The following is a 1,967-nucleotide window of genomic DNA, read 5'->3' on the forward strand; positions in this document are numbered from 1 at the left end:
TCATCGAAGGCGTCACATTCACCGACGGTGTCGCCACAAACGACACTGCAAACCGCGCCGCTTGATCAGGCCGCGTCACCCAAAATCACGCATAGCTCCGTCTTCAATGCTTTCGAAGTGGTATCGCCCGAGCCATTCGGTGCGGACCGTCCGATTGTAGCGTTCGATATATGCGTTCTGCTGCGGTTTCCCCGGCTGGATGTAAAGCAGTCCGATCCCCGTCGTCTCGGCCCATGTTTGTAGCCTTCCACTCACATATTCAGGGCCATTATCGACGCGAATGGCCAGGGGCTTGCCCCGCCAGGCAATGATCTGGTCGAGCGCCCGAACCACGCGCTCGGCGGGCAGGGAGAAGTCCACTTCAATGGCCAGTCCTTCGCGATTGAAGTCATCCAGAACGTTCAATGTCCGGAACGCCCGCCCGTCAGCCAGTTGATCGGCCATAAAGTCCATCGACCACACCTCATTCGGGGCCTCAGGCACGACCAGAGGTTCCGGTTTTTCGCGCTGCAGCCGTTTCCGAGGCTTAATCCGCATGTTCAGCTCCAACTCGCGGTAGATGCGATAGACGCGTTTGTGGTTCCAGCCAAAGCCTTTGACGTTCCGCAGATGTAGGAAACAGAGGCCAAAGCCCCAGCTCCTCTTGGCTGTCGTCAGCGTAACCAGCCAATCGGCGATCAGTTCATTCTCATCGCTGAGCTTTGGCTGATGCCGATAGCACGTCTCGCTGATGCTGAATGCTCGGCAGGCCAAAGCAATACTGGCGGACCGGTGCCGAACCGCCCATTCGGCCATCTCCTTGCGCTGAGACGGCCTTACCACTTTTTTCCCAAAGCTTCCTTCAACAGGTCGTTTTGCATGCTCTTCTCAGCATACATTCGCTTGAGCCGTGAACTGGCCCCCGTTTCGACCGGACACCTTGGCCTGACCAGGGAGGCTTAAGGCTAACCTTAAGCATGTGCTTATGTCCGAGATAGAAATCATCACTGATGGCGGTCGCCGTCGGCGCTGGTCCGCGGCTGAAAAGCTGCGGATCGTGGAAGAGACCCTTTATGACGGCGAGAGCATTTCCGCCGTTGCCCGTCGTAATGGCGTGGCCCCCAATCTGCTGTATCGTTGGCGTAAACTGATGCTTGAAGGAGGCAGCATTGCGGTGACTGGGGATGACAGCGTGACCAGCAATAAAACCGTTCGAGAGATGGAAGCCCGCATCCGGGAGCTTGAGCGCCAGTTGGGCCGCAAGACGCTGGAAGTGGAGATCCTGAAGGAAGCGCTGGACAAGTCACGGTCAAAAAAACCGACCTTGCTTGCGCAGTCGCTCAAACTGGACGGTTCCCGATGAAGGCGGTGGCACAGACATTGGGCGTGTCTCGTTCAAACCTGCATGAACGGCAGAACGGAAGCACGAAGCCGCGTCGGAGCTATCATAAAGCTCAAGACGCGGCGGTCCTGCCGCGCATCGAGCGGCTGGTGGCGGAGCGCCCCACCTATGGCTATCGCCGGATCACCGCGCTGCTGAACCGGGAACTGCGTGCGCAGGGCTTACCGCCTGTTAACCACAAGCGCGTGTATCGGATCATGGAGCGCAACAGCCTGCTGCTGGAACGCTCCGGTTTTGACCGGCCAGAGCGCAGCCATGACGGCAAGGTTATCATGATGCGCTCAAACCTGCGTTGGTGCTCTGATGGGCTGGAGTTCACATGTTGGAACGGCGATGTCATCCGTGCCACCTTCCTGATCGACGCCCATGACCGGGAAATCATCGCCTGGCGCGCCGTGGCAAATGCCGGGATCAGCGGTTCGGATGTGCGCGACATGCTGCTGGAAGCCGTTGAAAAACGCTTCGGGAGATATCGCGCCCCGGAGGTGGGGAGTGTCCTGAACTCTGTGTATCTGTCCCGGTCCATGCGGTTTCAGATACTCAAGCGTCGAAGCGCTCGCCGAACATTATGGCAAACTGGTTGCGG

At 58.4% G+C, this 1,967-nt stretch carries 2 pseudogenes; one reads left to right on the top strand and one right to left on the bottom strand.

Going from position 1 to position 1,967, the window contains the following annotated elements:
- Positions 1-99: 99 nt before the first annotated feature.
- Positions 100-890: pseudogene (locus tag N5A93_RS19390) on the bottom strand (IS3 family transposase); the annotation flags it as partial.
- A gap of 74 nt (positions 891-964) precedes the next feature.
- Between N5A93_RS19390 and N5A93_RS19395 the strand changes: the two are divergent.
- Positions 965-1,967 (top strand): annotated as a pseudogene (locus N5A93_RS19395) (IS3 family transposase); the annotation flags it as partial.

Source organism: Roseovarius salincola (assembly GCF_026891095.1).
GTDB classification, from domain to species: domain Bacteria; phylum Pseudomonadota; class Alphaproteobacteria; order Rhodobacterales; family Rhodobacteraceae; genus Roseovarius; species Roseovarius salincola.